Origin of the sequence: Anabaena sp. AL09 (assembly GCF_001672255.1) — a bacterium.
Taxonomy (GTDB): domain Bacteria; phylum Cyanobacteriota; class Cyanobacteriia; order Cyanobacteriales; family Nostocaceae; genus Dolichospermum; species Dolichospermum lemmermannii.
Genome location: NZ_LJOQ01000079.1, coordinates 51,024 through 58,322, shown reverse-complemented (window position 1 = coordinate 58,322; position 7,299 = coordinate 51,024). Strand labels below are relative to the sequence as shown.

The following is a 7,299-nucleotide window of genomic DNA, read 5'->3' as shown; positions in this document are numbered from 1 at the left end:
GGCGAAGCATTTGGAAGATAAATTATCGGTCATTGCCAAAAATAGTTCTCCAAATGCTTCGCCCGTACAGTTGTCAGTTGTTAGTTGTCAATTATTCATTTTTGAATATTTTGAACAGATTTTTGGGGATTACAGCACTTATGCTCATAGAATTGACCGATTGATGAGACTTTTACTTTTTTTTGGCAAATTTTATGACACCTCAAGAGTTTTTAGAAAAGTTGGCAACAGCCGCGACAGACCCCGAAAAACTGATAGTTTTTGCAGAATACTTGGATACAACTGCCTTGGATCATGCCACAGCCCCAAGATGGAGAAGTCTTTCTTATAGTAACGAAATTGAAATGGCACTTAAAAATGTAGCTTTTCATTTAGAAGCGCTCGCTGAAGCCGAGTAATACGTAAGGGGGGCAGGAGGCAGGGGGAGTAGGTATTACCTATTACCTATTGCCTCTTACTTTATTCACCAATATATATTCCTAAAGACCTAGCGGTTTGGACTAAACCACCTTGAGGATTAACAAGAGAGGGATTATTATCTATCACATCTTGAATGGGGAAAGTGACAACTTTGCCATTTTGCCAAGCTAACATTTGATCATATTGATTTTGGGCAATTAAATCAACTGCAACTTTACCAAACATAGTAGCTGTGAGACGGTCTAAAGCTGAGGGGATACCACCACGCTGAATATGTCCTAATACAGAAACTCTGGTATCAATCAGGTGATTACTACAATTAGCAATTTTTTCGGCAATATATTGACCTTGACCACATTTAGCAGTAGTACAAATAGAAGGATTATCGGCATCTTCTGCACAAACAGATATCCCTTCAGCAACCACAATAATAGCAAATTTTTTTTGCCAACAATCGCGTAATTCGGTCAGATGATGACATATTCCTTGAATAGTATAGGGGACTTCAGGAATTAAAATCACATCAGCACCGCCGGCAATTCCTGAGTGTAAAGCTAAATGTCCGGCGCTGCGTCCCATAACTTCGATAATCATCACTCGGTCATGACTAGCAGCAGTAAAGATCAGACGATTAATAGCATCAACAATTGTATTAATTGCCGTATCAAACCCAATTGAACGTTCTGTAAAAGCGACATCATGATCAATAGTTTTGGGAATAGCAATTAAATTCCAATTACCTAAAACGGCTAATTGATGAATAATATTTAAACTACCATCTCCACCCACAATAATTAAAGCATTTAGAGCGATCGCTTTATAACCGGCTAATATTTCATCAGCATGGGCTAAAGTATCTCCTTTATTAATACTACCTAAAATTGTTCCCCCCATATTTAGTAAAGGGTCAATCCCGCGTAAATCCCAACCATGTATACTTAACGGCACAGTTTTCCGTTCTAGCAACCCTTGGGTAGCGTAAGGAATCCCCACTACTTCCCAATCAAAAGTCCGTGTGGCATGACTCACAACAGCGCGAATCACACAATTTAGACCCGGACAATCACCACCACTGGTAAGAATACCGATACGTTTTTTCATTGTTTGTCAGTTGTTAGTTGTTAGTAGGGGCGAAGCATTTGGAAGAGTTGTCAGTAGGGGCGAAGCATTTGGAAGATAAATTATCGGTCATTGCCAAAAATAGTTCTCCAAATGCTTCGCCCGTACAGTTGTCAGTTCTTAGTTGTTAGTTGTTACCTATTACCTAACTTTTTGTATAAACTCTACCCGAATCTGGATTATAGGTTTGCAAAGCCTTCATATATTGAGCGCGTTCAAAGGTGCTAGGATTAGGACAATTTAACTGGCTCATACTACCTTGAATTTGCTTGACAGATTCATATTCATGTATTTTCATCCACTCCCGTAGGTCTTTTTCTAAACAGTGAATATGGTTAATACCTTCTCGTAATAATACAGAACACAACATAGTTATATTTGCTCCCACCATCAACATTTTGATCACATCATGGGCATTGTGAATACCGCTAGTTGCAGCTAAACTCCCCTGAATATGACCATAGAGAATGGCTATCCAGCGCAGAGGTAAACGCATGGCTTGGGGGGTACTTAAAAGGACATGAGGTTCGACTTCTAAATTTTCTAAATTAATATCTGGTTGATAAAAGCGATTAAATAATACTAAACCATCAGCCCCAGCACGATCTAAACGTTTAGCAATATTTGCAGTATTAGTAAAGTACGGACTGAGTTTTACGGCTACAGGAATAGTGACAGCGGCTTTAACAAATGTGAGAATATCAAGATAATTCTGCTCGATATCTTGACTACTTAAATCTGGATTTGTGGGAACATAGTAAATATTTAATTCTAGTGCTGATGCTCCTGCTTCTTGCATGAGTTTACCATATTTAGTCCAACCACCGACGGAACAACCATTCAAACTGGCAATAATGGGAATATCAACTTTTTCCTTAGCCTTGCGAATATGGTCTAAATATTCTTCTGGTCCGACTCGGAATTTAGCAATATTTGGGAAATAGGTTAAAGCTTCTGCAAAACTTTCTGTACCATAGCTTAAATGATGATAAAGTGCGGATTCTTCTAAAGTTAATTGTTCTTCAAATAGCGAGTGCATAACAACAGCACTTGCACCGGCATCTTCCATTAATTTAATATTATCAATGTCTTCCGAAAGTGGAGAAGCGGAGGGAACTAAGGGAGATTTTAATTCTAAACCTAAATATGTGGTAGTTAAGTTCATAAATTTGGTGATGGGCGAAGCATTTGGAGAACTATTTTTGGCAATGACCGATAATTTATCTTCCAAATGCTTCGCCCCTACTAACAACTGACAACTAACAACTGACTCAAAGCTATTTTAATTTTCTATCAGCTAAATATTGATACATTTGCCAACGGGTATTAACATCTGCTTGGGATTCTTTGAGGAGTTCTTTCGCCGTTTCTGGGTTAATTTTCGTCAACATTTTAAAACGGTTTTCCATGTACATGGAATTTTCTATTGGTATGTGAGGGGTACGGGAATCAAGTTGTAAAGGGTTTTCTCCCTGTTGTAATCTGTCGGGGTGATAGCGATATAATAACCAGCGTCCAGAGTCTACAGCAGCCTTTTGGTTTTGCATGGCTGTACTCATGTTGATACCGTGAGCAATACAATGACTGTAGGCAATAATTAATGATGGACCGTCGTAAGCTTCGGCTTCTAAGAAAGTTTTCAGGGTTTGTTCATCTTTTGCGCCCATTGCTACACTAGCAACATAAACATTACCGTAGGTCATGGCAATTAAACCCAAATCTTTCTTAGTTGTAGGTTTACCACCTGCGGCGAATTTTGCCACTGCACCTTTAGGGGTAGATTTGGACATTTGACCGCCAGTATTAGAATAAACTTCTGTGTCTAATACGAGAATATTAACGTTGCGTCCACTAGCAATTACATGATCTAATCCACCATAACCAATATCATACGCCCAACCGTCACCACCAATGATCCAAACACTTTTTTTCACTAAATAATCAACGAGGGATTGAAGATTTTTGAACGCGGATAAACGCTGATTGACGCTGATAGAATCCTCTTTTATCTGCGTTAATCTGTGTTCATCTGCGGTGATAATTTCTTTTAATTTTCCTTTGAGAATAGCAATTCGTTCACGTTGAGAGTAAATATCCGATTCGTCTTTTTGTTCTGCGGTGAGAATATCTGTAACGAGAGTTTCACCTATTTGGGGTGCAAGTTGTTGGAGTAAATAAGCTGCAAATTCCGCTTGTTTATCTATGGAAACGCGGAAACCTAAGCCAAATTCGGCGTTATCTTCAAATAGACTGTTAGACCATGCTGGCCCCCTACCTGCGGCGTTTTTTGCCCAAGGTGTGGTGGGTAAGTTACCACCATAGATAGATGAACAACCGGTGGCGTTGGCGACGATCATGCGATCGCCAAATAATTGTGTTACTAATTTAATATAAGGTGTTTCTCCACATCCAGCACAAGCACCAGAAAACTCAAACAACGGTTCTTGCATTTGTTGTTGATTAATATGATTTAACTGCAAATTCCGTCTATCTGGGTTAGGGAGATTTAAGAAGAAATCCCAATTTTCTCGTTCTTGTTCTCGCAATGGTTTTTGTGCTGCCATATTAATGGCTTTTTTGCGCGGTTCGGCTTTATTTTTTGCGGGACAAACATCAACACAAATACCGCAACCTGTACAATCTTCTGCTGCTACTTGAATGGTAAACTTTAAATCATGCCAATCATGTTCTTTGGCATTTGCACTTTTAAAAGTTGTTGGGGCATTTTCTAATTCTTCTGGTGCATATACTTTAGCGCGAATGACACTATGAGGACACACCATCACACATTTACCACATTGAATACAAACGTCAGCATCCCAAACCGGAATTTCTTCAGCAATATTGCGTTTTTCCCATTTAGATGTTCCTGTGGGATATGTACCATCTACAGGTAATGCACTCACAGGTAAATCATCACCTTCACGGACTATCATTTTCACTAATACATTGCGGACAAATGCAGGTGCAGTATCGGGGATTGAGGACATTCTTATATTTTCCTGTTCCCTGTTCCCCGTTCCCAGTTCCCTAATTTCATAGAGATTTTCCAAGGTTTTATCAACTGCTTGGATATTCATTTGCACGATTTCTTCGCCTTTTTTACCGTAGGCTTTACGAATAGATTTTTTAATTTGATCTATAGCTTTTTCTCTTGGTAAAACACCGGAAATGGCAAAGAAACAAACCTGCATGATTGTGTTAATATGTCCACCCATTCCGGCTTCACGGGCGACTTTGTAGGCATTAATGACATAGAATTTGATATTTTTGTTAATTATCTCTGTTTGCATTGCAGCAGGTAATTTATTCCAAATTTCATCTTTGTGATAATGTGAATTTAGTAAAAAAGTGCCACCAGGAATAATATCTTTCAATATGGGAAATTTTTCTACAAAGTCCCATTGATGACAAGCGACAAAATTAGCTTTAGTGATTAAATATGTAGAATGAATTGGTTGCGAACCAAAACGCAAATGAGAGACTGTGACTGAACCAGATTTTTTAGAATCATAAACAAAATAACCTTGGGCAAAATTATCTGTTTCTTCTCCAATGATTTTGATGGAATTTTTATTTGCCCCTACTGTACCATCTGCACCCAAACCGTAGAAAATTGCCCTAACTATATTGTCGGCTTCTATATTAAATTCGGGATTATATGTTAAACTGGTATGAGTAACATCATCATTAATCCCCACAGTAAAATGATTTTTTGGTTTCTCCACATCTAAATTATCAAATACCGCTTTTACCATTGCTGGTGTAAATTCTTTAGATGATAAACCATATCTACCTCCCACAACTTTAATTTTGTGAAGTTGGTTTTCTGCCAAAGCTGTAACTACATCTATATATAAAGGTTCACCAATTGCCCCTGGTTCTTTCGTTCTATCTAAAACGGCAATTTTGCAGGTAGTTTGGGGGAGAGAATTAATAAATCTTTGGGTATCAAAGGGACGATATAATCTAACTTTGATAATTCCCACTTTTTCACCTTGTTGATTGAGATAATCTACGGTTTCATGAACTGTTTCGCAACCAGAACCCATGAGAATAATTATTTTTTCTGCTTCTAAATGTCCATGATAATCAAATAGTTGATATTGTCTCCCCGTCATTGCAGCAAATTCATCCATTACTTGTTGAGTAATATCTGGACAAGCGAGATAAAAAGAGTTTACTGTTTCTCTAGCTTGAAAATAAACATCAGGGTTTTGCGCCGTTCCTCGTAATACCGGGTTATCAGGTGTTAAAGCCCGTAAACGATGGGCAATTACTAAGTCTAAAGGAATAAATTTTTGTAAGTCTTGAGTTGTTAAGATTTCTACTTTATTGACTTCGTGGGAAGTGCGAAAACCATCAAAAAAGTGTAAGTAAGGTATGCGAGATGATAAAGTTGCTTTTGTGGAAATTAGGGCAAAATCATGGGCTTCTTGCACAGAAGCAGCGCATAACATGGCAAAACCTGTAGTTCTTGAGGCCATGACATCACTATGATCTCCGAAAATGGAAAGGGCTTGGGCTGCAAGCGATCGCGCCGCAATATGAAATACTGTAGGTGTAAGTTCACCGGCAATTTTGTACATATTTGGTAGCATCAACATTAACCCCTGAGATGCTGTAAATGTGGTTGTCAGTGAACCCGTTTGTAAAGCCCCATGTACAGCACCCGCAACCCCCCCTTCACTCTGCAACTGTACCACCGCAGGAACTGTTCCCCAGATGTTCGGTTTTCCCTCACTCATCCAAGTATCAGACCATTCCGCCATCGGTGAAGATGGGGTAATTGGGTAAATGGCAATAACTTCGTTTAGTTGGTAAACGACTTTAGCCACAGCTTCATTACCGTCTATAGTTGCAAAGGTTCTCATCTTCATCTTCCTTTATCTTGAAGAACTACTAAATTTCGGGTAATTGGTGTTTTCCTAGCCCCAAATTCCCTAATTTTTACATTCAACTGAAAAATCAGCAGAAATTTCCATCTACTAAAATCATAATTATAGGATAGTTCATAGAAAATCCCCCCGTACTAAATTTAGCATGGGGGCTAGATGAGAACAAAATCCCGAATTATTGGTTTTAAGGAATAATTTTCTGCTAAGTTCCTCTAACTTTTGGCGTAGTAATTGAGATAAATCTCTGTAGTTAAGACTATTCACAAAAGACTTAAATATCTGTTTTTGGTTTACTAGCTGTTCCAGGATTTTGACGGTTTTCTTTAATTAATCGGCTGTAAGTCCGCTGGGGAATATAGTGAATTGGATTGTAATCAATACAACGTAAAATCAGCACACAAGCCCAAGAATACCGTCCATCAGCAATAGCTTCAATGATACGATTGAACTGTTCGGGAGCGATGGCACTATGAAAATCGTTCTGAGAAGAAGAAGCTTGATAGTTCATGACTAACCCTGATCTAATCTTGTAGGATTGAAAGTTAATAAGTTGTCAGAATTCAGAACAGAAAATCTTTTTAGTCAAGCCTTTTAACTCCTGATTACTGATCTCCTAAATTCTGAATTATAGAAAAAAATCAATGGGATATTTGAGGTGACAGGATTATCTGCCCGTGATATGTAAAGGATTTAATTCTCTTGGTAAATAAATTCGATATCTAAGTTCGAGTATAGCGATAACTTACCGATTAAATATCAACATTATTTGTGGTTATCAGAGAACTTTATGAATTTTCTGTGAGGTTTAGTGAGCAGTGGTATCCATTTAATTAGGGGTGTATCATTGGCAATTGGTGATCTA

The 7,299-nt window shown here is 38.2% G+C and carries 5 protein-coding genes and 1 pseudogene; 2 read left to right on the top strand and 4 right to left on the bottom strand.

Annotation, left to right across the window (positions count from 1 at the left end; translation table 11 throughout):
* Nucleotides 1–331: pseudogene (locus AN490_RS14860) on the top strand (hypothetical protein); the annotation flags it as partial.
* A gap of 128 nt (nucleotides 332–459) precedes the next feature.
* Here AN490_RS14860 and AN490_RS14855 read toward each other — a convergent pair.
* The gene (locus AN490_RS14855; protein WP_300004742.1) at nucleotides 460–1,521 is read right to left on the bottom strand and encodes an ATP-dependent 6-phosphofructokinase; all 1,062 of its coding nucleotides are present in this window, start codon (nucleotides 1,519–1,521) and stop codon (nucleotides 460–462) included.
* Nucleotides 1,522–1,538: 17 nt separating this feature from the next.
* Between AN490_RS14855 and AN490_RS14850 the strand changes: the two genes are divergently transcribed.
* Nucleotides 1,539–1,670: a hypothetical protein gene (locus AN490_RS14850; RefSeq protein ID WP_300004739.1), complete on the top strand. Its 132-nt coding sequence runs from the start codon at nucleotides 1,539–1,541 to the stop codon at nucleotides 1,668–1,670.
* Nucleotides 1,671–1,684: 14 nt separating this feature from the next.
* Here AN490_RS14850 and AN490_RS14845 read toward each other — a convergent pair whose 3' ends face one another.
* From AN490_RS14845 to AN490_RS14835, 3 genes are all read right to left on the bottom strand, one after another.
* Nucleotides 1,685–2,704: a dihydroorotate dehydrogenase-like protein gene (locus AN490_RS14845; RefSeq protein WP_300004751.1), complete on the bottom strand. Its 1,020-nt coding sequence runs from the start codon at nucleotides 2,702–2,704 to the stop codon at nucleotides 1,685–1,687.
* A gap of 112 nt (nucleotides 2,705–2,816) precedes the next feature.
* Nucleotides 2,817–6,419: a pyruvate:ferredoxin (flavodoxin) oxidoreductase gene (gene nifJ / locus AN490_RS14840; protein ID WP_300004736.1), complete on the bottom strand. Its 3,603-nt coding sequence runs from the start codon at nucleotides 6,417–6,419 to the stop codon at nucleotides 2,817–2,819.
* 289 nt (nucleotides 6,420–6,708) lie between these two features.
* On the bottom strand, nucleotides 6,709–6,945 hold the full coding sequence (locus AN490_RS14835; protein WP_213719146.1) for a HetP family heterocyst commitment protein: 237 nt from the start codon (nucleotides 6,943–6,945) through the stop codon (nucleotides 6,709–6,711).
* Nucleotides 6,946–7,299 lie beyond the last annotated feature (354 nt).